Below are 22,325 nucleotides of genomic sequence, written 5' to 3' on the forward strand. Positions count from 1 at the left end.
ACGTGGCGCGGTCCAGGTCTCTGAAACCGCTGCTCTTTTCGACGGCGGAATCGACCACATTGCCGTCGGCGCCGATCGTCAGCTTGACTGTCACAACGCCCTCTTCTTCATTCCGCAAGGATGTTCTTGGATACTCCGGCTTCTCGCAATTGCCGGCAATCTTTGCGCTGGTATGCGAAGGACCTGCTTCACCGGTAGCGGACGGCTGCGCCACGGAAGTAGGCAAATCGTTGGTCGGTGGTTTGACATTGGTGACGGCTGCAATCACGTTCTCTTGCGGCGGCGCCTGTATTTTTACCTCCGGCGGAGGAACGAACGGCGGTGGCGGCGCGACCGATTTCGGTGGTGGCGGAACCGGCTTGTCCGGCGGTGGTGGCGGTGGCGGCGGCTTGATCTCTTCGATGATCTTGGTCTCTACCGGCTGCTGGATCACTTCCACAACTTTGCGGGCAAGCCCGGTAAGCAACGCATAAACCAAGGCCACATGCAGAAGAACCACCGCGCCGATGCCAACCAGATTCTTGGGAGGGCTCCTCCCATCCTGCGTGAAATTCATATCTGCCTCCTATCACTCTTCAAAGTTGAGCAAGATCTGGTCCCGCTCGGCCTGAGCCGGTTTAGCGCGCTCGGCTTCCTGCTTTGAAAAGCGACTGATCAAAAACGGTTCTATCGGCGTTGTGGTGCGCCCGGTATCGATCAGTTCCGCCATCACATCGCCCACCCCAGGCCCAAGCTGGAAGCCATGCCCGCAAAAGCCGAAGGCATAATGCAGGCCGCTGACGCGGGCGCTCGGTCCCATCACCGGCAGATCGTCCGGCATATAGCTTTCGATGCCGCTCCAGACCCGGATCACGTTCAAATTCGCCAGTGCCGGCGCCAGCCGCTGCAACTGCCTTAACTGGTTCAAGGTATTCTTCGGCATCACATAGGCGCGCCGCAGATCCGGATAAGCCGGGCCGCGGCCGCCGCCGCCGAAGATGATGTTGCCGCGCGGGATTTGACGGAAATACAAAATCTCTTCATCGCGCGCCGAAGTAACGCCTACCACCGTCTTCAAGCCGTAAGGCACAGGTTCGGTAACTCCCATTTGCGGGCCGCGTGCGACCAAGTCAACCGGTTCGCCGAATTGCAGGCACAGCTTGTCGGCCCAGGCCCCTGCCGCCACCAGCAGCACCGGCGCTTTAAACAGACGACCGTCGCTGGCGCTGGCGAGAAAATCCTCGCCCTGCTTTTCAATCGTCTGCACTTCGGTATTCTCGACAATCTGCGCACCGTTTCTTGCTGCAGCGCGACCGAAAGCCGGGGCTGCCAGGCGCGGATTGGCATGACCGTCGAGCGGCGAATACGACGCCGCGCCGACTTCCGGCCCCAGGAAAGGGAAACGGGCGCGCATCCGTGCGCCGGCGAACAGTTCCAGATCGAGGCCGTAAGTACGCGCAGCAGCCGCGTATTCCTCCAGCATGCCGACCCGCTCCTGGCCATAGCAGACGCGGATATGGCCGGATGGCAGAAACTCCACATCCTCGCCGATCAGTTGCGGCAGCTGGCGCCAGATATCCAGGGAGCGATTGGCCAGCGGCAGTTGCGGCAAGAAGCGCCCTTGGCGCCGCACATTGCCGAAATTGGTGCCGCTGGCTTGCTGCCCCAACAAACCGCGCTCCAGCAGAATCACCGAGCGCCCGCGCTGGCGCAGGAAAAATGCGGCGGCGCTGCCCATGATGCCGCCACCGACGATAATCACATCCGCCTGCCGGGCCTTCATGGCGCATCCTCGACCAGATTGAACGGCAGCGGCTTGACCGGCGCCTGTGCTCGCAAGCGGCCGACTTCGGCAATCGGAATGCCGGCCGCCGCTGCAATCACTTCAGCCCCGGCATGACCGCAATAGCGGCCTTGGCAGCGGCCCATGCCGACCCGGCTAAAAGCCTTGGCGCGATTGGCTTCGGCGGCACCCATCTGGCACACCACACGCCGCAATTCACCGGCGGTAATGCATTCACAGCGGCAGACGATCGTCTCATCGGGCAGGCTGGCGGCCTGCTGCGCCGGCCAGGGAAATGCTTGCAGCAAACCCTGGCGGAAACGTTCCATCGCCAGCTGCTGCTTGCGCAAGGCGGCCAGTTCCGCATCCACCACCGTGTGACCGCAATCGGCAAGCGCCGCCAGCGCCGCCAGGCGGCCGGCGTTCTCGGCGCCGTCCGCACCCAGAATCCGCACGCCGTCGCCAGCCAGATAAACACCTGGCACAGAGCTACGGCCATCGCCACCTGCTTGCGGCAGCCACTGACGCGAAGCCTGATCGAAGGCAAATTCGCAACGCGCCAGATCGGCCAGCTGGGTTTCCGCCCGCAAGTGATAGCCCATCGCCACCGCATCGCAAGACAGGCTGGCGATGTCGCCATTGGCTTTGCGATAGCTGATCGCCTGCACGCCGTGGTTCGGATCGCCGATAATTTCCAGCGGCGTCACGCCGTTCAGCACCGGCACGCCAGCGCGCCTGATAGCGGCCACCAGCGACATGCCTTTTCTCAGCAGCGCAGGCCGCGCCATCAATTTCGGCAATGCGCTCAATTGCTGCCTGAAACTTGAGGTATCCAGCACTGCCGCCACCTTGGCGCCAGCCTTGACATATTGGCTCGCAACCAGATACAGCAACGGTCCGCTGCCGAGAAACACCACTTCTCGGCCGACCGAGCAAGCCTGCGATTTCAGCGCCACCTGGGCCGCGCCGAGGCTGTATGTGCCGGCGAACTGCCAGCCCTTGACCGGCATCAGGCGATCGGTGGCGCCGGTGCACAGCACCAAGATGTCATACGCCAGGCTGCTGGCGCGGCCGCCGCCGAGCAGATGGATCCGGCCTTCGCTGATATTCCAGGCCAGCGTCTCCGGCAAGTAGTCGATCGCGGTGCGCAAGGCGTCGAAGCTGCGGTGCAGCGATTCGGCGCGCCCCGCTTCGGTGCCGTATAGCGCGCTGTAAGGACGTTTGAAATTTTCCGGCTGGCGGCGGTAGATCTGGCCGCCGTCGCGGCGGCCTTCATCGATTACGGTGGGCCGCAACCCGGCCTTGACGAACTGTTCGGCGCAACGCACGCCGGCCGGGCCGGCGCCGACAATCACTACACGAGGTTGGGCCATGTCAGCTCCGGTTGCCGGGTTGATATTTCCATGCCTTCGCTGACCAGCGTCGAACAGGCGCGCAGACGGCCGCCGGCGGCAGTCCAGACCCAGCAGTCCTGGCAAGCCCCCATCAGGCAAAAGCCGGAGCGCTTGCCGTCGCCGAATTCAGACTGGCGCAAATGATCGATATTGTTCAAGATCGCCACCATCAGGGTATCGCCCTGCAGCGCTTCTACCGGCCTGTCGTTGATCAGGAAGCTGATCTTGTCGCGGCCGGTCTCGCCGAGCCGCACAAAGCGTGAATTGTTACCGTTCATACCGTCACCCCCTCCACCGCAAGCAACGGCTGCTGCAAACGCTGCAAATCGGCATCGGAACGATGGCAAAGAATCTCGCCGCCATGCTCCAGCGAACGCCGCAGCGGCGGCACCGCATTGCACGTACCGTCGATGCGCAGCGAACAGCGATGCAAGAAGGCGCAGATATCGGGCGAAGGCGCCACCTCGCCGATGGCCGGCAGGTTCTGCGGCACGCGGCCGCATACCTGTTCCAGCCAGCCCTGCTTGAGCGCCGGCACCGACGATAGCAACAGATGCGAATACGGGTGATACGGCGGCGCCATCATCGCTTCACGCGGCCGCTTGGCGACCATGCGGCCGGCGTACAGCACCACGATGTCGTCGCAGATGGCGCGCACGGTGCTGATGTCATGGCTGATGAACATGTACGACACGTTCAGCTCGCGCCGCAGTTCCGCCAGCAAATCCAGGATCGCCGCGCCGACCACCGTATCCAGCGCCGAAGTCACCTCGTCGCACAGGATCAGATCGGGATTGGCCGCCAGCGCCCGCGCCAGGTTGGCGCGCTGCTTCTGGCCGCCGGAAAGTTCGCCCGGCAAGCGGTCGATGACGCTGCTCGGCAGTTGCACCAGATCCAGCAATTGGGCGATGCGCTTGCGCTGCGCATTGTTGTTGAGTCCATGATAAAAAGTCAGCGGCCGCGCCAGCATGCGGCCGATGGTATGCGCCGGATTGAGCGCGGTATCGGCATTCTGGAACACGATCTGCACGCGCCGGAACTGCTCGCGGCTGCGGCCTTGCAAGGTTGGCGAGAGCGCCTCGCCATCCAGCGCAATACTGCCGCGCGCCGGCGCTACCAGGCCGGCCACCGCGCGCGCCAGCGTGGTCTTGCCGGAGCCGGATTCGCCGATGATGCCGATAGTGGTGCCGCGCCGTATGGTCAGATTGATGTCGTCCAGAATCCGCACCGACGGCAAGCCCTTGTTGTCCGGCCGGCCGTAGCCGGCGATCAAGCCGCGTATGCGCAGCAGCGGCACATCTTGTTCCTGCTCCGGCGGCAACGCAATGTGTTCACGCGCTGCCGGTGCGGCGGCCGCCAGCAGGCTCTGGGTATAGGCGTTCTCGGGCGCGGTCAGAATCCGGCCGGTGTTGCCGACCTCGCGGATCTGGCCGTCGCGCAGCACCACGATGCGATCAGCCATCTGCGCCACCACCGCCAGATCGTGCGAGACATAGACGGCGGTGGTGCCGAGTTCCTTGACCACCTTCTTGAAAGCGCGCAGCACTTCGATCTGGGTTGTCACATCGAGCGCCGTGGTCGGTTCATCCAGGATCACCAGCTCGGGATCGGTAATCAACGCCATCGCCGCCATCAGGCGCTGCAACTGGCCGCCCGAGACCTGATGCGGATAACGCTTGCCGATGTTTTCCGGGTCCGGCAAGGCCAGCGAGCGGAACAGGCCGACCGCCTTGGCTTCGGCCTGGGCGCGTGTCATGGTCTTGTGGATCAGCGCGCTTTCTATCACCTGGTCCATCAGCGTCTTCGACGGATTGAAAGCCGCCGCCGCGCTTTGAGCGATATAGGCAACGTCGCGGCCGCGCATGTGCGACAGCTCGGCCGGGCTCATCTGCAACAGCTCGCGCTGGCCGACCCGGATGCTGCCGCCGACGATGCGGCAGCCGGCGCGGGCATATCCCAGCAGCGACAGCGCGATGGTGGTCTTGCCGGAACCGGATTCACCGATCAGCGCCAGCACCTCGCCGCGCGCAACCGAAAAATCCACATCCTTGACGATCACCACATCGTCGCCGCTGTCCTTGGTGGCAACCACCCGCAGGCCGGAAACCTTGACCAGATCACTGTCGTTGGCGTTGGCGTTCTTGTTCATATCAATCCTTCCGGGAGCGCTTGCCACGCAAATTATCGATCAACAGGTTAACGCCGATGGTCAGCGTTGCAATCGCCAGCGCCGGCATGATGACGGCGGGCGCGCCCTCGCCCAGGCCGGCGATGTTTTCGCGCACCAGCGAACCCCAGTCGGCGTCCGGCGGCTGCACCCCCAGGCTGAGAAAACTCAGGCCGCTCAGCAGCAACACCACAAACACGAAGCGCAGGCCGACGTCAGCCAGCACCGGACGGATCATGTTCGGCAGCATCTCGACGCAGGTGATATACAACGCTCCCTCGCCACGAGCGCGGGCCGCCTGCACATATTCCATGGTTTGCACATTCACCGCCAGCGCCCGCGAAATCCGGTAGGAGCCTGGCATGTAGGTGATGGCTGCAGTAATGATCAGCAACTCTGCCGAAGAGCCGAAGGAGGCCACCATCATCAGCGCAAACATCTTGCTCGGAATCGAAATCAACGCATCCAGCGTGCGGCTCATGACGGCGTCGACCCAACCGCCGGCCAGCGCCGCGCACAGCGCCAGTGCGGTGCCGACCGAGCAAGCCAGGAGCGTTGCCGCCAGCGCCAGGCCGATGGTGTAACGGGTGCCGAACAGAATCCGGCTGAGCATGTCGCGGCCAAGGTAATCGCTGCCCAGCCATAGTTTGCGGCTGAGGCCGCCGAAGACGTCGGCGTCTACGATCTGGCCGGCGTCGTACGGTGAAATGGTCGGCCCTATCACTGCCATCAACAGCCAGAAAGCCACGATGCACAGACCGATCAGACTGAGGATGGAGAACGGAAAACGGCGCGCTTTTGCGGCTGGTGCTGTTGGCGGCAAATTGTCGGCGACGACGGCATTGGAGTTAGGCATGGTATTCACCGGTTTCTCAATCGTGGATTGGAGACGATCGCACAAACGTCTGCGGCCAGCACCAGCAGCAGGTAGGCGCAACAGAAAATCATCGCGCAGGCCTGCACCAGCGGCATGTCGCGGGTGGTGACGGCGTCGATCATCAGGCTGGCGATGCCGGGATAGTTGAAAATCGATTCGACGATGATCACACCGCCCAGCAGATAGGACAGGCTCAGCGCCACCGCATTGGCAATCGGCCCGATCGCATTCGGCAGCGCATGGGTCAGCACGATGCGGGTCGGCCGGGCGCCCTTCAGTCCGGCCATCTCGACGTAAGAAGAACTCAACTGATCGATGACCGCGGCACGCGTCATGCGCGACATCTGCGCGACTATCACGCAGCACAGGGTCAGCACCGGCATCGCGTAAGCCTTCAGAAACTGGCCGATGGAGCCGATATCGGCGGTATGCGAAAGCGCCGACAGCCAGCGCAGCTTGACCGCGAATATCATCACGGCGATGGTCGCCACCAGGAATTCGGGCACCGATATCATCGATACCGAACCGACGCTGACCACCCGGTCGAACAGGGAGCCGCGATACATGGCAGAGGTAATCCCGATGGTCAGTGCAATCGGCACCGAGACCGCGGCAGTCACCGCCGCCAGCAGCAGCGAGCTAGGCAGGCGGCCGCCGATCAGTTGCGCCACCGGCATGTTGTTCACCAGCGAAATCCCCGGATTGCCGGACAACAGCCCGCTCAGCCAATAGAAATAACGCACTGGCGCCGGCTGATCCAGGCCGAACTGCAAGCGCAACGCGGCGACGGTTTCCGAGGTGGCCGCCTGGCCCAGCGCCGCTTGCGCCGCATCGCCGGGCAACAGATTGGTAATCAGAAAGACCCCGATCGACACCAGCAGCAATGTCAATATCCCGAGGCCGAGCCGGTTGATAATAAGACGTCCGACCGTGCCGTTCATCGCATCTTCCTTTCTGACATCCGCCCTGCCATTGCGCTCAGCTTGCTATGCGGTGGCAGCCGGGCGGATGTTGTTCTCACGCATAATGTGCGGCAGGCATGCAACGACAGACATGCCCTGCGCGTTTTTGAAGCGAAGGCTCAGGCTTCCAGCCAGATGTATTCGGCGGCGGTGTAGTTCATGAACGCGCCCAGAGGAATCGGCTGGATGCCTTTGATCTTGCTGCTGACGCCTTCCAGGTTGACAATAAACACCGGCACCCCGATGCCGCATTTTTCATGCACCAGCACCTGCATGTCGGCATACATCTGCTTGCGCTTGGCGATATCGGTCTGGGCCCGGGCAGCCACCAGCAACTGATCGAACTGTTCATTCTTCCAGCCCGACTCGTTCCATGCGGCGTCCGATTTGAAGAACTGGGTGAACAGAATATCTGCGCTAGGACGCGGATTGATGTTGCCGAAACCGAGCGGCACTTTCATCCACTGATTCGACCAATAGCCGTCAGCCGGCATCCGCTTGACATCCAGCTTGAGGCCGATCTTCTGCGCCGATTGCTGCATCAGCAGCGCCATGTCGACCGAACCGGCGGCGGCCACCGTGGCCACCAGCGGGATGGTGCTGCCGATGACGCCGGCTTTCTGCAAATGGAACTTGGCCTTGTCCGGGTCGTACGGACGCTGCGGCAAGCCGGCGAAATGGAAGCGGTTGGTCGGATCGATAGGCTGGTCGTTGCCGATCACGGCGTAGCCGCGGAAGGCGGCGGTCTTGATCTGTTCGCGGTCCATCAGGTATTTCATGCCGAGCGTGAAATCGGCGCTCTTGCCTGGCGCCACGTCCTGGCGGATTACCAGGTCGGTATAGAGGCCGGATTTGGTTTCCAGCACGGTGTACCCGGCGGTCGACTTGACGCGCTGGGTCGAACGCGGATTGACTTCATTGATCCAGTGCACGTCGCCGGACAGCAGCGCGTTGACGCGCGCCGCTTCGTCCGGAATGCCGAACAGTTCGACTTCATCCAGATACGGCTTGCCGGACTTCCAGTATTCTTCGTTGCGCACGCCGACGGTGCGCACGCCGGGCGTGAACTCCTTGCACTTGAAAGCGCCGGTGCCGTTGGCCGTGGTGAAAGTGGTGGTGCCTTCCTTGATGATCAGGAACTGGGCGGTGGCCAGGATCACCGGCAAATCGGCGTTGGGGCCGGTCAGCTTGATCTGCACTTCGTTAGGGCCGCTGGCTTTGACCGATTCGAACTGATCGGCGATCGCCTTGGCTTTCGAGGCGGTAGCCGGGTCTTTGTGGCGCATCAATGAATACACCACGTCGGCCGGGGTGAGCGGCTTGCCGTCATGGAAGTGCACGCCGCTGCGCAGCTTGATGGTCCACAGCGTGGCGTCAGAGGTATTGAATTCTTCCGCCAGCACCATTTGCGGCGCCAGTTTCGCATCCAGCGAGGTCAATCCGTTATAGAACATGTGGACCCGGGTGTAATCGGTGGAGAGCGCAGTCTTGGCCGGATCGAGGGTGTCGGCGGTGGAGCTGGACTGGGTTGCGATCTTGATCTTGCCGCCGCGCTTTGGCGTCTGCGCGTAGACATTGCCGACTGCCGCCAGCATGCTGCCGGCAGTGCCCACCATCATGCCGCCGGCCAATACCGTGCGCATCATGTCGCGCCGCGTAAAACCGGTGTGCGCGCTTTCCAGTTGCTCTCCGGCACTGGATTGATCGCCCGCTTTGTCCTGCTCGAATTTATTCGTTGTCATGATAGCCTCGCCCAAAAAAAATCAAAAATTAATATCGCCACCGCAGCTCTGGCCGAGCCTGATTGCAACATCGCTTTTACTACTGAACTAGCAATTAACATGCCGCTGCCAACGGCGTTTGATCGAACGAGCGCCGAACAAGCCCCGAACAAGCGCTCAACTCAATTTGTCGCGCAACTGGTAATACGCGCCCACCAGCGGCAAGAACCAGGGCTTGCCGAAATGGCCGGGAATAGGCGGCCAAGGCATTTCCCGCCATGGATTGCGTTGCGGGTTGCCTGTCATCACCTCCGCCATGACCTGGCCCATATGCACCGCCATCTGCACTCCATGGCCGCTATAGCCCAGCGAATAGAACAGATCCTTGTGCATGCCGGCACGCGGCAGACGATCGGCCGACATGTCGACCGAGCCGCCCCAGCAATAATCGATGCGGGTGTCGCGCAATGCCGGAAACATCTCGACCATCGCCGCCTGCAGCAGCACCCCGCTCTTCTGGTCCGAGCGCGGATTGGACATGGCAAAACGCGCACGGCCGCCGAACAGCAAACGATTGTCCGGTGTGATGCGAAAATAATTGCCGATATTCTTGGTCGTCACATAATTACGCCGGCCCGGCACGATCTGATCCAGCAAGGCCTGCGGCAAGACTTCGGTGACGATGATAAAACTGCCGACCGGCACCAGGCGCCGCCGGAAATACGCAAACGGGCCGGTGCTGCAACCACCGCAAGCCAGCAACACCTGTTTGGCCTCGACCGTGCCTCTGCTGCTATGCACACGGTAAGCCTGGCCCGATAGCTGCTCCAGCCGGGTGACCGCAGCCGATTCGAAAATCTGCGCGCCATGGCGGGCGGCAGCATGCGCCAGACCGACGCCAAACTTGCCGACATGCAATTGCGCGCTAGTCTTTTGCAACAAGCCGCCGAAAAAACCGTTGCCGCCGATTTCCTGCGCCATGTCTTGCGGCGCAACCAGGGCCAGTTGCGGATCGACGTCATCGATCAGATCGCGGTAGACCTGCTGCAATTTGGCATAGTGTTCCGGCTTGGCCGCCACCTTCAACTTTCCGCAGCGCTTAAAGTCGCAATCCAGTTTTTCATCGATGACAATTTTTTCCACCGTATCGACCGCACTCACAAACGATTGATACAACTCTTTCGCCTGGTCCTTGCCGATACGCGCCGCCAGCTCGGAAAAATCGTGCGCCAGGCCGCCGTTGCACTGGCCGCCGTTGCGGCCGGAAGCTTCGCCGGCCACCTGCCCCGCTTCCAGCAACACCACCGACAAGTTCCGGCGGCGCAACGCCAGCGCCGCCGACAAGCCGGTAAAGCCGCCGCCGACAATGACCACATCGGCTTTCTCTGGTACTGTGCCCTCGGCGCCGGCGGCAAACCGGGGCGCCGTGTCCAGCCAATAAGATGCAAGTTTCATGCGGTTCCTGAGAGGACGCTAGGCCGGGACGCGGTTTACAGACCGACTACGCCAGGCAGGCCGCCGATGTCGGTGATTTCTGTATAACCGTAGTGCGGCGTCGATGGCTCATGGCCGCGCGCCACAAACACCTTGTTCTTGATGCCCATGTCGCTGGCCGGCATCAAGTCGTAGCGCAGGCTGGACGAGACGTGCAACACGTCCTCCGGATTGCAGTTCAGGTTATCCAGCATGTATTCAAAGGCGCGCAGGCGCGGTTTGTAGGCTTGCGCCTGCTGTGCCGTAAACACTTTGTGGAATGGCGCGCCGAGCTTGTCGACGTTTTGCTGGATCTGGTCGTCGGAGGCGTTCGAGAAAATCACCAGCGGGAATTCCTTGGCTACGCGTGCCAGCGGTTCCGGGACATCGGCGTGCGGGCCCCAGGTCGGCACTGCCTGATAGAACTTGCCGGCTTCTTCGTCGGTGGTTTGTACGTTCCAGCGGGCGCAGGTGCGTTTTACTGCATTCTTCACGACCTCTTCATACGGCTTCCATTGATCGAGCACTTCGTCGAGGCGGTAGGCGGCGAATTGGCGGACGAACATTGGCATGTTTTCGGCGGAGACGCGGTCAGCGAACATTTCTCTTGCCATGTCTGCCATGCGGAAGCGGGTTAGGGTGCCGTAGCAGTCGAAGGTGATGAATTTAGGCCTGAAGATGGTCATTTAGGGTAGTCCTCTAACGGTTGTAATAGCTTCCGGAACAGCGCCCGGCGGCGGCGAAAACTGACTTGCGGGTTCGGCGTTGGTGTTGGCCGATCTCTTGTTCACGGGATGATTACACCATATAAAAAAGTTGTGAATCTTCTGTTTTCCAGGGGTCACGAAACAGAAACATGTGTTTTAGGCGGTGCAATCAGCATAGCTTGCCGAGCAGTGCAGCAATGTGCGATAGCGGGGCAAATTTCATGAAATTTCACCAACGCGGTGCAAAAAATGCAGGTTTATTAACTTCCGCTGACAGGCTTCGTAGTCAATTGGGGTCAGTTTTTTTTCGCGGATGTTTGCGAAAATTACTCTGACCCCAATTGACGGACCACGGAGTACATGCCAAAGCATTCGACGAACGGGCGTAGTTACTTAAAACGTTTGCTACTCCGTGGTTACACGCCGGGGGTAGCCCGGCAGCTACTCACCTTTCTTGCTTCGCCAAGAAAAGTAAGCAAAAGAAGGCGACCGCAAAGCCGTTGCCTTCCCTTCGGTCAGGTCCCCAAATGCAGCGGGTGTCAGTCGGGTGGGAGGACCAACTCGCTACGCTCAGACATGTCCTCCCACAATTCCCGACTGGCACCCGCCACATTTGGCAACGTCTCAATGCGGAATTCACGGCAACAGCAACAATCAGACGCGAGAGGAAGGCGATCCGGCATATCCGCCGACGTTGAATATCTCCGATACAGAGCACTTGACGCAGTTGGTTATGGCGATTGCCGGTTCGTTGTCGGAACAGGCTGAGCGGCGTATTGATGTGCTCAACCAGCTGTGTGTGAATACAAAAAAAATGCCACCTGCTGCTGTTGATGTTGACGTTGACGTGAATTCCGCATTGAGACGTTGCCAAATGTGCCGGCTGTCAGTCGGGAATTGTGAAGAGACATGTTTGAGCGTAGCGAGTTGGTCTCTTCACCCGACTGGCAGCCGGCACATTTGGGGACCTGACCGAAGGGAAGGCAACGGCTTTGCGGTCGCCTTTCTTTGCTTACTTTCTTTGGCGAAGCAAAGAAAGTGAGCGGCTGCCGGGCCGCTCCCGGCGTGCATCTACGGAGTAGTGGACGTTTTAGGTAACGATGAAAGCCCGTCAAATGCAACGGCACATACTCAATACTACTCAGCAAAATCAATCAACACACTCTTGATCCGCAAATTCGCTTCAAACGCCTGCCGCCCCAGATCCTTACCCATGCCGGAGCGCTTGTAGCCACCAGTAGGAATCACAAAATCCGAGCTGCGGCCGTAGCGGTTGATCCATACCGTACCGGCTTCCAGCTTGCGGGCGAAGCGTAGCGCACGGCTGATGTCGCTGGTGTGGACGCCGGCGGCCAGGCCGTAATCGGGATGCGCGGCTAGCGCTAGTGCTTCAGCGTCATCGTCGAATACCTGCACGGTCAGCACCGGGCCGAAGATTTCACTGTTGACTGCTTCCATGCCGCTATCGACACCGGCCAGAATGGTGGGTAGGTAGTAGGAGCCGTTGCCGGTGCTTGCAGCCAGCTTGCCGCCGGTGACCAGTTGCGCACCGGCGGCGATGCTGCGGTTGACAATGCCGCCGATGCGGTCGGCCTGGCCTTTGGAAATGATGGGAGCCAGCGTGGTTGCCTGGTGCCAGGTCGGCCCCGCTTTCAAGGCTTCGAAGGCGCGAGCGATACCTGTCACCACCTGCTCTGCCGCACTGCGCTGCACGATCAGGCGCGAGCCGGCGACGCAGACCTGGCCGGCGTTGCCGGAAATCGCGGCGGCCACCATGCGCGCTACCTTGTCCAGATCGGGGGCGTCGGCAAATACGATTTGCGGACTCTTGCCGCCTAGCTCCAGCGTCACCGGCTTGGTGCCGCTTTCGGCACAGGCGCGCATGATGGCGGCGCCGGTCTGGGTGGAGCCGGTGAAGGTGACTTTTGATACCTTGGGATGACGGCACAGACTGTCGCCGGTGATGCGGCCGTCGCCTTGTATCACATTGAAAATACCGGCGGGAACGCCGGCCTTGATAGCCAGCTCGGCCAGGCGCAGGACGCTGTATGGCGTCATTTCAGAAGGCTTTAAGACCACGGCGTTGCCGGCCGCCAGCGCCGGGCCGATTTTCCATGACGCCATCACCAACGGGAAATTCCAGGGCGCAATCGCTGCTACCACGCCATACGGTTCAGTGATAGTCATGCCCAGATTATCGCTGCGGGTCGCAGCAACTTCGCCGCCGTGCTTGTCGGCGAATTCTGCAAAAAAACGGATGCCTTCGGCCGTGAACGGCACGTCCCATTGCGCGGCGTCGCGGATCGGGCGAGTCGATCCTAGCGCTTCCATCGGCGCCAGCACGGCAACATCGGCCTCGATCAGATCGGCCCAGCGGCGCAGGATGCGCGCCCGTTCACGCGGTGGCTGGGTGGCCCAGTTGCTGCTCTTGAATGCTTGCCAGGCGTTTTCCACGGCGCGATCCACCAGCGCCGCATCGGCCACCGGCAGGCCGGCGTAGACGTGGCCGTCGGATGGCCGCAACACGTCAATCAGATCGCTGCCGCCGTCGACATAAGCGCCGCCGATGAAATGCGCACTGTTAACGACAACCTGATCCGGGGCGAAATCTTGCATGGAATATCCTTGAGGGTGAGCGGAAAATAAGTGCCAAATAAGTGCGAAATAAGGAGCGCCTAATTCGTTTTGTGCATAGTGCCGATGCTAATCCGGAATGCGGCCTATTTTGTGCTGAGACGATAGCCCAGCTCGCAACAAGATTGCGTAATTCCGCAACAGATGGAGGAATCCTGCTGCAAGAAACAAGGCATCATTCACTATCATCAGAAATCACCAAAATCCTGCTGCGCCCTACCCGGGCGGCACAGTCCGGTGAGTCCGGCGCGTTATCGACAAGGAGAAAGCCATGCAAGATCAAACCGCCAGCCAATTCACGCTGCGACCGCTGAACGAGACCGATCTGGCTGCTTGTCATCGCCTGTCGCTGGCGTTGAAATGGCCGCACAGCTTGGAAGACTGGCAATTCATTTATCAGCTGGGCACTGGTTTTGCGATAGAACGCCGGGACGATGGCCAGCCTCCGGCCCTGGTCGGCAGCGCCTTGTGTTGGCGTTACGGAAACAGCCATGCCTCGCTCGGCATGGTGATCGTGCAGGCGGCCCAGCCAGGCCTGGGTTTGGGGCGGCAATTGATGGAGCGGCTGCTGCTCGAACTTGGGGCGCGCAATATCATGCTGCACGCCACTCCGGCCGGCCAGCCGCTATATGAAAAACTGGGTTTTGCAGCCACCGGCAAGCTGCATCAGCATCAGGGTTCGGCGCTGCAGTCGCCGCTGGTCGCGCTGCCGGCGGGTGAACGGATCCGGCCGATCGGCGTCAACGACGGCGTCAGATTGCAGGCACTGGATGCGCGCGCCACCGGCATGGACCGCAGCCAATTACTGGCTGCATTAGGCGAAATGGCCGAAGGCGTGGCCATCGACCGTGACGGCGAGGTGCTGGGTTTTGCGCTGGTGCGGCGCTTCGGCCATGGCCGCGTTATCGGGCCGGTAGTCGCCCCGGATGCGGTACATGCAAAGGCGCTTATCAGCCACTGGATCAACACCTATGCCGGATCATTCGTCCGGATCGACGTGCCCGGCGCCAGCGACCTGAGCGAATGGCTGAGCGAGATCGGGCTGACCCGGGTCGATACCGTGATCGCCATGCTCAAGGGCGAGCCGGCAAAAAAAGACCCGAGCTTGCAGTTGTATTCGCTGATCAATCAGGCGCTCGGCTAAGCGCACAATACGAATTTCGAAGACGTCATCCTCAAGGACCGGCATGAGTTTCTTATACAAGGCGGACCCGGTGCGGGGCGCCGAATGGGCGCGCCTGTTCGCCGAACAAGCGCCGGACATTCCCTTTCACTGCTGGCCGGATTACGGCGCCGCCGAGCAGGTGCGTTATCTGGCCGCCTGGCTGCCGCCGGAAAACCTGGCAAGCCAGTTTCCCAATGTCGAAGTGGTGTTTTCGGTGGGAGCCGGCATCGACCAGTTCGATTTTTCTTTGCTGCCGCCAGATATTCCGGTGGTGCGCATGATCGAGCCGGGGATTGCCGTCGGCATGGTCGAATACGTCACGCATGCGGTGCTGGCGATCCATCGCCAGAGCCATCTATACGCTCGGCTGCAGCGCGAGCAGCGCTGGCAGGAGCATCCGATCAAGCCCGCGGCAAGCTGCCGCATCGGCGTCCTCGGGCTTGGCGTCATGGGACAGTCGGTGCTGAGCAAGCTGCGCGACTTCGGTTTTCCCTGCGCCGGCTGGAGCCGTTCGGCGCACGCCCTGGACGGCGTCGATTGCTATGCCGGCGAGGACGCGTTGCCGGCGTTCCTGGCGCGCAGCGATATCCTGATCTGCCTGCTGCCGCTAACCCAACACACACGCGGCATACTTAACCGCAAGCTGTTCAACGCCCTGCCCGCCGGCGCCGCCGTCATCAATGTCGGGCGCGGCGGCCATCTGGACGAAGCGGCATTGCTGGAAGCGCTCGCCAGCGGCCAGTTGTCGTCCGCCACGCTGGATGTCTGCGAAATCGAGCCGCTGCCGGCCGGCCATCCATTCTGGGAGCACCCCAACATTGTGCTGACGCCGCACATCGCCAGCATGACGCAACCGGCCAGCGCAGTCGAAGTGGTGCTCGACAATATCCGCCGCCATCAATCCGGCCAGCCGCTGATCGGCCTGGTCGACCGGTCGCTGGGATATTGACGCTGGCAGGATGTAGCGAAATCTCGTGTAGAGAATGGCGGCGCTGAAGCCAACCGCCAGCCGACCGCAGAAAATGTTGCGCCGCACTTGAAATACCCAATTCTTGCCGTTTTCAGAGATGCATATCGCAAGCTAACGCTGAGCCGGTGGCCGTAACATGGTTGCACAGTTTTCGATGCAACAGCAGCCAAAAACGCCACAGCTCTCCTTGGAAAACACTATGCAAAATTCTCCCCTCGTCGCACTTGACCGTGATCATCTGATCCATCCCGTCACCAGTTTCCGCACTCACGAACAGCAAGGCGTCACCATCCTGCAATCGGCGCGCGGCGCCTATCTCACCGATCATCAAGGGCATGAATTGCTGGATGCCTTCTCCGGCCTGTGGTGCGTCAATACCGGTTACGGCCAGGACAGCATCGTGCGCGTCGCCGCCGAGCAGATGACGCGCCTGCCCTACGCCACCGGTTATTTTCACTACGGTTCCGAGCCGGCGATTACGCTGGCGGCGAAGCTGGTCGAGCTCACTCCGGCTTCGCTGCGGCATGTGTATTTCACGCTGGGCGGATCGGATGCGGTGGATGCCGCGGTGCGCTATATCACCCACTATTACAATTCGCTGGGCCAGCCCTTCAAAAAACAATTCATCTCGCTGGAGCGCGGCTATCACGGTTCGTCATCGGTCGGCGCCGGCTTGACTGCCTTGTCCAATTTTCATCTGAACTTCGACCTACCGCTGCCGAACCAGCACTATATCGCCTCGCCCTACCCGTATCGCAACCCGCTCGGCAACGACGATGCGGCGCTGATCCAGGCTTCTGTCCAAGCCCTGCGCGACAAGGTGGCGCAGCTCGGCGCCGATAACGTGGCGGCGTTTTTCTGCGAACCGATCCAGGGCTCGGGCGGCGTAATCGTGCCGCCGGTGGGCTGGCTCAAGGCGATGGAGAATGCCTGCCGCGAACTGGATATCCTGTTTGTGGTGGATGAAGTGATCACCGGTTTTGGCCGCACCGGCCCGCTATTCGCCTGCGAAGCCGAAGACGTGCAGCCGGATCTGATGACGATGGCAAAGGGTTTAACCGCCGGCTATGCGCCGATGGGCGCGGTGATGATGTCGGACCGGGTATACAACACCATCGCCGACGGCGCCGCGCAAGAAGCGGTGGTCGGCCATGGCCAGACCTATTCGGCCCATCCGGTCAGCGCCGCCATCGGCCTTGAGGTGTTGCGCTTGTATCACGAAGGCGGCCTGCTGGCCAACGGCGTCGCTCAGGCACCGCATTTTGCACAAGGTTTGCGTGCGCTGCTGGCGCATCCGCTGGTGGGCGACGCCCGCAGCCGTGGCTTGCTGGGGGCGCTGGAGCTGGTGGCCGACAAGGCTAGCAAGCAGCGTTTTGCGCCTTCGCTGAAACTGTCGGAACGGATCGCTGCCGCGGCTTACCGGCGCGGCCTGATTTTCCGCGCCTTCGGTGACAACATCCTCGGTTTCGCGCCGGCGCTCAGCTATACCAGCAGCGAATTCGAGCTGCTGTTCAGCCGTCTCAGGCAGATCCTGGACGAGGTGCTTGAACAGCCTGATGTGCGCAGCGCGCTGGCCTGAAACGTAAGCACAAACAATCCGGGCGCGACGGCGCTGCGGCAGGCTGCCGCGTCCGGAAATTTTCGATCGGAATGGAAAATTGCGGCAGCTTGCAAGCGCGTACTGCGTGATACCATGGGCACGCCTAGAAAAGATGTTTGATGACGGAGTCGATGATGAACACCAGCGCGGCCTTGAAACTTGATCGGATCGATTTGCGCATTCTTTGCCATTTGCAGCAAAACAGCCGCATCACCAACGTTGCGCTGGCCGATCTGGTCGGCTTGTCGCCAAGCCCCTGCCTGATCCGCGTCAAACGGCTGGAAAAGGCTGGCTACATCTCCGGTTACGGCGCCCATATCCAGCTGGAAAAACTCAGCAACGTCCAGATCGTGTTCACTGAAGTCACCTTGTCCGATCACCGCCGCGAGGATTTTGCCAAGTTCGAAGCCAGCATCCGCGGCATCGATGAAATTGTCGAATGCCATCTGGTCAGCGGCGGTTACGACTATCTGCTGAAGTTCGTCACGCAAGGCGTGGTGCACTACCAGAGCATCATCGAAAATCTGCTGGAGCAGCATCTCAACATCGAAAAATACTTCAGCTATATCGTGATCAAATCGCCATTCATCAAAAGCCAGTATCCGCTGGAAAAATTCATCACCTCGCAAAGCTGAACAGGCAATCCAGCGCCATGCCGAGCCAATGATTATTACGGCGTGCCGGCGCCATCAAGATTGGCAAAATACTCCTGCAGGAACTCGACGCAAACCCGCACCTTGGCCGAGTTGCTCAAACGCGACGGGTAAACCGCCCAGACATTGGCTTCCTGACTGTAGGCCGGCAGTATCCTTGTCAACTGGCCAGTTTGCAGATATTGGCCGACATCCCAGATCGAGCGCAGCACCACGCCGCGGCCGTCGATCGCCCATTGCACCGCCACTTCCCCGTGATTGGTCGAGAGCGGCCCGGTGACCTTGACCGTCTGCTCTTCGCTGCCGGCACGCAACTTCCACACGCCGAACGGGTGATCGCGTTCCTTGATCACCAGGCAATCGTGCTGCGCCAGTTCGCTGAGCGTCAACGGCTGGCCGCGCTTCTGCAAATAGGCCGGGGCCGCGCACAAGACCCGATGGTTGGACGCCAGGCGGCGCGCAATCAGATGCGGCGCAATCTCGTCGCCGACCCGGACATCCAGATCAAACCCTTCGCTGGCCACATCCACCAGCCGATCGAACACTTCAAAGCGCACCGTCAACTGCGGATAACGCACCAGCAGCAGCGAAATCGCCGGCCCCACCACATTGCGGCCGAAACCGAAACTGCTGCTGACGCGCAGCGCCCCGCGCGGCATCTGGCGCGTGATCGACACTTCTTGCAATAAATGATCGATGTCGTCGAGTATCCGCTGCGCCCAGTGATACACGCGCTCGCCTTCCTCGGTCACCACCACGCTGCGGGTGGTGCGCTGGAACAAACGGGTTGCCAGCTCCTCCTCCAGAATCCGGATGCGTTTGCTGACATAGGCCGGCGAGCTTCCCAGTTCATCGGCGGCAGCCGAAAAGCTCGATTTACGCACTACGGCAATAAATACGCGCAAGTCTTCCGGGGTCGGCATTTTATTCACGATCTGTGCACAATGATTCAACAAAACACAGATTATATTCTCAAACAGAGTGAATATAATGTTCTGCATTAACTGGCGGGTATGACCGCAAACACGGCTCTAAATATAGCTCCCCCTGCCGACAACACTAGCGAAAGAGGAAATAATGAGCGCCACCTACAAGATCGCCGTACTTGCCGGCGACGGCATCGGCAAGGAAGTCATGCCGGAAGGCCTGCGCGTGCTCAGCGCTGCCGCCAAACGCTTCGGCATTTATTTTGGCGCAGTCGGCTGGCCCGCCATCGTTCCCGATCACATTTCCTTATGGGGATCGTTGCTGAAATTCCGCCGCGAATTCGATCAGTACATCAACCTGCGTCCGGCCCAGACTTTCGAAGGCGTGCGCAGTCCGCTGGCGGGACGCGGCGCGGGCGACATCGACATGATGATCGTGCGTGAAAACACCGAGGGAGAATACTCATCGGTAGGCGGCATCATGTACGAGGGCACGCCGCATGAGATCGTGATGCAGCAGGCGGTGTTCTCGCGGCGCGGCACCGAACGGGTGCTCAAGTATGCCTTCGAACTGGCCCGCAGCCGCGCCCGCAAGCACGTCACCGTCGCCACCAAGAGCAACGGCATTTCGATTTCCATGCCCTGGTGGGACGCCAGGGCGGCGGAAGTTGCCGGCGCCTACCCCGATGTCGCCTGGGACAAGCAGCACATCGATATCCTGTGCGCGCGTTTCGTGCTGCAGCCGCAACGCTTCGACGTCGTGGTCGCCTCCAATCTGTTCGGCGACATCTTGTCCGACCTGGGACCGGCATGCACCGGCACCATCGGCCTGGCGCCATCGGCCAACCTGAATCCGGAACGCAATTTCCCTTCCCTGTTTGAACCGGTGCACGGTTCCGCGCCGGATATCTACGGCAAGAACATTGCCAACCCGGTGGCGATGATCTGGTCCGGCGCCATGCTGCTCGATTTCCTCACCAACGGCAGCGGTGCCGGCCGGCAGGCGCATGACGCCATCGTCGCCGCGATCAAATCGGTGCTGGCAAGCGGGCCGCATACCGCCGATCTGGGCGGTACGGCTTCCACCACCGAAATGGGACTAGCCATCGCCCGTCAAGTCAGCGCAGCCGCCTGAAGCGGCTGCTCTTGCATACCTTTACTGGAGCCGTCCATGTCTTTCTTGTTAAGTAATCCGTCGCTGCTGCGCTCGCAACATTTCATCGGCGGCACTTGGCGCGCGGCGCACAGCGGCGCCAGTTTTGCCGTCGCCGATCCGGCCAGCGGCCAGGATTTCACCGCAGTTGCCGACGGCGACGCCGCCGACGCCCGCGCCGCCAGCGATGCTGCGTTTGCGGCGTTGGAGCCTTGGCGCCAAACCAGCGCCCGCGACCGGGCTCGCTTGCTCAAGCGTTGGCATGCGCTGATCCTGGCCAACACAGACGACCTGGCCAAGCTGATTTCCCGCGAACAAGGCAAGCCGCTGGCGGAAGCGCGCGGCGAAGTTGCCTACGGCGCTTCGTATGTCGAGTGGTTCGCCGAAGAAGCGGTGCGCGCCTACGGCGACATCATTCCCGATCAGGTGCGCGGCAAGCGCATGAGCGTGGTGCGCGAAGCGGTCGGCGTGGTGGCGGCGATCACGCCCTGGAATTTTCCGCTGGCGATGATCGCCCGCAAGATCGCGCCGGCGCTGGCCGCCGGTTGCACGGTGGTGGCCAAACCGGCCGAAGATACGCCGCTGACTGCGCTGGCGCTGGTACGGCTGGCGGAACAAGCCGGCTTCCCGCCGGGCGTCATCAATATCGTCAGCGCCTCGCGTGCGCAAACGCCGCTGGTGGTCGACGATTGGCTGCAAGACGGCCGGGTGCGCAAGATCACCTTTACCGGCTCTACCCCGGTGGGCAAGCATCTGGCGCGTGGCTCTGCTTCGACCTTGAAAAAACTGTCTCTTGAGCTGGGCGGCAATGCGCCGTTCATCGTCTTCGACGACGCCAATCTGGATGCCGCTGTCGACGGCTTGATGGCGGCCAAATTCCGCAACGGCGGCCAAACCTGCGTATCGCCCAACCGGGTGTATGTGCAGAATGCGGTGTACCGGGCCTTTGCGGAAAAGCTGGTGGCCCGCGTGGCGGCGCTCAAGGTCGGCCCAGGCAGCGCCGAAGGCGTCCAGATCGGACCGATGATCAACGCCCGCGCCATCGAAAAAATCTCGCGCCATGTGCAGGATGCGCTGGCGCGCGGCGCTACGCTGCTGACGGGCGGCTCGGCTGTGCGCAACGAGCTTGCCAGCGGACCGTTTTACTACGCGCCTACCGTGCTCGGCGACGCCACGCCGGACATGCTGTTATTCGAGGAAGAAACTTTCGGACCGGTGGTGCCACTGTTCCGCTTCAACAGCGAAGAACAAGCGATACAGATGGCCAACGATACCCCGTTCGGCCTGGCCGCCTATTTCTACGCCGCCGATGCGGCGCGCATCTGGCGCGTCTCTAACAGCCTGGAAAGCGGCATCGTCGGCATCAATGAAGGCGCGTTGGCCAGCGAGGCAGCGCCGTTCGGCGGTGTCAAGGAATCCGGCTACGGCCGCGAGGGTTCGCGCTACGGGCTGGATGACTACATGCATACCAAGTACCTATGCCAGGGCGGCCTGGCCTGAGGCCCGAGTGCGATCAGTCCTTGCGTAAACCTTTATCCTATTTTTGAAGACCGAAGCCATGAGCAACGCCTTCCCTGAATATCCGATCGAAATCCAGTTTCCCGATCTGCAGCCCTACAGCGCCGGCAATACCGGCATCCCGTATGCGTATAGCTTTTCCGCGCAGGCGGACGGGCCGCATGTAATGATCAACGCCCTCACCCATGGCAATGAGGTGTGCGGCGCGATCGTGGTCAAGGCTTTGCTGGATCTGTGTCTGCGGCCGCGGCGCGGCAAGCTGACACTGTCCTTCGCCAATGTCGAGGGGTATCAGCGCTTCGATCCGCTGCAACCGGATGCATCGCGTTTTGTCGATCAGGATTTGAATCGCGTCTGGACCCGCGAAGTGCTTGACGACCAGCAGCGCGATTCCTCCGAATTGCGCCGTGCCCGCGCCATGTTGCCACTGATCGATACGGTGGACCTGCTGCTGGATATCCATTCCATGCACGAACGCAGCGCGCCGCTGATCGTTTCCGGCCCGCTGCCCAAAGGCATCGCGCTGGCGCGGCGATTGAACGTTCCTCGGCATGTCATCAGCGACGCCGGCCATCCCGAGGGCCGCCGCATGCGCGACTACGCAGCCTTTGGCGACAACGCCAGCGCCCAAAATGCGCTGTTG

General features: G+C 61.2%; 18 protein-coding genes and 1 pseudogene. 7 read left to right on the plus strand and 12 right to left on the minus strand.

Annotated features, from left to right (window positions below; translation table 11 throughout):
* From KHU33_RS20790 to KHU33_RS20840, 11 genes are all read right to left on the minus strand, one after another.
* The coding region (locus KHU33_RS20790; RefSeq protein ID WP_211466439.1) for a TonB family protein at nucleotides 1-556 on the minus strand (556 nt) is incomplete at its 3' end.
* A gap of 12 nt (nucleotides 557-568) precedes the next feature.
* Nucleotides 569-1,762, minus strand: a complete 1,194-nt coding sequence (locus KHU33_RS20795) for an NAD(P)/FAD-dependent oxidoreductase (protein WP_211466441.1) — start codon at nucleotides 1,760-1,762, stop codon at nucleotides 569-571.
* Nucleotides 1,759-3,135: an FAD/NAD(P)-dependent oxidoreductase gene (locus KHU33_RS20800; protein ID WP_211466443.1), complete on the minus strand. Its 1,377-nt coding sequence runs from the start codon at nucleotides 3,133-3,135 to the stop codon at nucleotides 1,759-1,761. Before KHU33_RS20800 ends, KHU33_RS20795 begins: the two co-directional genes overlap by 4 nt.
* A complete protein-coding gene (locus KHU33_RS20805; protein ID WP_211466445.1) occupies nucleotides 3,117-3,434 on the minus strand; it encodes a (2Fe-2S)-binding protein in 318 nt (105 codons plus the stop codon). The genes KHU33_RS20800 and KHU33_RS20805 overlap by 19 nt, the downstream gene beginning before the upstream one ends.
* Nucleotides 3,431-5,305, minus strand: coding sequence for an ABC transporter ATP-binding protein (locus KHU33_RS20810; protein WP_211466447.1), 1,875 nt, complete (start codon nucleotides 5,303-5,305; stop codon nucleotides 3,431-3,433). The genes KHU33_RS20805 and KHU33_RS20810 overlap by 4 nt, the downstream gene beginning before the upstream one ends.
* A 1-nt stretch (nucleotide 5,306) precedes the next feature.
* Entirely contained in the window at nucleotides 5,307-6,179 is an 873-nt protein-coding gene (locus KHU33_RS20815) for an ABC transporter permease (protein WP_211466449.1), read from the minus strand.
* Nucleotides 6,180-6,184: 5 nt separating this feature from the next.
* Nucleotides 6,185-7,141 carry an ABC transporter permease gene (locus KHU33_RS20820; RefSeq protein ID WP_211466451.1) on the minus strand — a complete coding sequence of 319 codons (957 nt, stop codon included), beginning with the start codon at nucleotides 7,139-7,141 and terminating at the stop codon, nucleotides 6,185-6,187.
* Nucleotides 7,142-7,281: 140 nt separating this feature from the next.
* Entirely contained in the window at nucleotides 7,282-8,904 is a 1,623-nt protein-coding gene (locus tag KHU33_RS20825; protein WP_211466453.1) for an ABC transporter substrate-binding protein, read from the minus strand.
* A 156-nt stretch (nucleotides 8,905-9,060) separates the two neighbouring features.
* A complete protein-coding gene (locus tag KHU33_RS20830; RefSeq protein WP_211466455.1) occupies nucleotides 9,061-10,338 on the minus strand; it encodes an NAD(P)/FAD-dependent oxidoreductase in 1,278 nt (425 codons plus the stop codon).
* Between the two features lie 35 nt (nucleotides 10,339-10,373).
* Nucleotides 10,374-11,042, minus strand: coding sequence for a haloacid dehalogenase type II (locus KHU33_RS20835; RefSeq protein ID WP_211466457.1), 669 nt, complete (start codon nucleotides 11,040-11,042; stop codon nucleotides 10,374-10,376).
* A gap of 1,158 nt (nucleotides 11,043-12,200) precedes the next feature.
* Nucleotides 12,201-13,679 (minus strand): aldehyde dehydrogenase family protein, encoded by a 1,479-nt coding sequence (locus tag KHU33_RS20840; protein ID WP_211466460.1) that lies wholly within the window; start codon nucleotides 13,677-13,679, stop codon nucleotides 12,201-12,203.
* A 289-nt stretch (nucleotides 13,680-13,968) separates the two neighbouring features.
* On the opposite strand from KHU33_RS20840, the gene KHU33_RS20845 reads away from it, so the two are divergent.
* The 4 genes from KHU33_RS20845 to KHU33_RS20860 all read left to right on the plus strand — a co-directional run bounded on the left by KHU33_RS20845 (nucleotide 13,969) and on the right by KHU33_RS20860 (nucleotide 18,067).
* Nucleotides 13,969-14,841: a GNAT family N-acetyltransferase gene (locus KHU33_RS20845; protein ID WP_211466462.1), complete on the plus strand. Its 873-nt coding sequence runs from the start codon at nucleotides 13,969-13,971 to the stop codon at nucleotides 14,839-14,841.
* 43 nt (nucleotides 14,842-14,884) lie between these two features.
* A complete protein-coding gene (locus KHU33_RS20850) occupies nucleotides 14,885-15,811 on the plus strand; it encodes a 2-hydroxyacid dehydrogenase (protein WP_211466464.1) in 927 nt (308 codons plus the stop codon).
* A gap of 220 nt (nucleotides 15,812-16,031) precedes the next feature.
* Nucleotides 16,032-17,411, plus strand: coding sequence for an aspartate aminotransferase family protein (locus KHU33_RS20855; protein WP_211466466.1), 1,380 nt, complete (start codon nucleotides 16,032-16,034; stop codon nucleotides 17,409-17,411).
* 155 nt (nucleotides 17,412-17,566) lie between these two features.
* Nucleotides 17,567-18,067 (plus strand): Lrp/AsnC family transcriptional regulator, encoded by a 501-nt coding sequence (locus KHU33_RS20860; protein WP_211466476.1) that lies wholly within the window; start codon nucleotides 17,567-17,569, stop codon nucleotides 18,065-18,067.
* Between the two features lie 35 nt (nucleotides 18,068-18,102).
* Here the strand turns inward: KHU33_RS20860 and KHU33_RS20865 are convergent, their stop codons facing one another.
* Nucleotides 18,103-19,008 carry a LysR substrate-binding domain-containing protein gene (locus KHU33_RS20865; protein WP_230414445.1) on the minus strand — a complete coding sequence of 302 codons (906 nt, stop codon included), beginning with the start codon at nucleotides 19,006-19,008 and terminating at the stop codon, nucleotides 18,103-18,105.
* Nucleotides 19,009-19,162: 154 nt separating this feature from the next.
* On the opposite strand from KHU33_RS20865, the gene KHU33_RS20870 reads away from it, so the two are divergent.
* The 3 genes and pseudogenes from KHU33_RS20870 to KHU33_RS20880 form a co-directional block, all read left to right on the plus strand.
* Nucleotides 19,163-20,146, plus strand: a complete 984-nt coding sequence (locus KHU33_RS20870) for an isocitrate/isopropylmalate dehydrogenase family protein (protein ID WP_211466470.1) — start codon at nucleotides 19,163-19,165, stop codon at nucleotides 20,144-20,146.
* Between the two features lie 36 nt (nucleotides 20,147-20,182).
* Nucleotides 20,183-21,664, plus strand: coding sequence for an NAD-dependent succinate-semialdehyde dehydrogenase (locus KHU33_RS20875; protein ID WP_211466472.1), 1,482 nt, complete (start codon nucleotides 20,183-20,185; stop codon nucleotides 21,662-21,664).
* A 58-nt stretch (nucleotides 21,665-21,722) separates the two neighbouring features.
* Nucleotides 21,723-22,325, plus strand: a pseudogene (locus KHU33_RS20880) (succinylglutamate desuccinylase); the annotation flags it as partial.

Origin of the sequence: Collimonas silvisoli (genome assembly GCF_018305005.1) — a bacterium.
GTDB lineage: Bacteria > Pseudomonadota > Gammaproteobacteria > Burkholderiales > Burkholderiaceae_D > Collimonas > Collimonas silvisoli.